The organism is Halorubrum sp. SP9, assembly GCF_005435015.1.
Classification (GTDB): Archaea; Halobacteriota; Halobacteria; order Halobacteriales; family Haloferacaceae; genus Halorubrum; species Halorubrum sodomense.
In genome coordinates, this window is sequence record NZ_SGXU01000347.1 from 1 (window position 1) to 481 (window position 481).

Annotated in this window: 1 protein-coding gene; it reads left to right on the forward strand. The window is 64.2% G+C overall.

Features of this window, described 5'->3' with window-relative positions:
- Positions 1–68 precede the first annotated feature (68 nt).
- On the forward strand, positions 69–481 hold a 413-nt coding region (locus tag EXE45_RS17835; RefSeq protein ID WP_241989534.1), incomplete at its 3' end, for an MEDS domain-containing protein.

Consider the following 481-nt stretch of genomic DNA (forward strand, 5'->3'; position numbering starts at 1 on the left):
CGACGGCCACGCAGCTTGATGCCGTGTCTGAGTTCCTTGCGCACGGTCTCGAGGCCGGTCATCGATGCGTGTACCTCGCCGACGCGAACCCCCCGTCGCGGATCGAAGACGCCCTCCGAGAGGCCGGTGTCAATGTCACAGCGCGGACCGCTGCCGGCGACCTCGTCGTCCGCGACGCGTCGGCAGTGTATCTCGACGGCGGATTCGACCTTGACGCCACCGTCTCCGAACTGCGATCCGAGGCGGAACAGAGCGCCTTGGACGGCTACAAGGGGCTTTGGCTCGCCGGGGAGAACACGTGGGCGTTTGACGCCGAGGCATCGTTCGAGCGGATTGTCGACTTCGAGATCGAGTTTGATTCAGCGTGTCCCGATCACCCAGTAACCGCGCTGTGTCAGTACGATCTTCGACGGTTCGACGGATCGGCGGCAGCAAAGGCGTTGCGGACGCACCGACAGGTGATTTACGACCGCGCACTCTG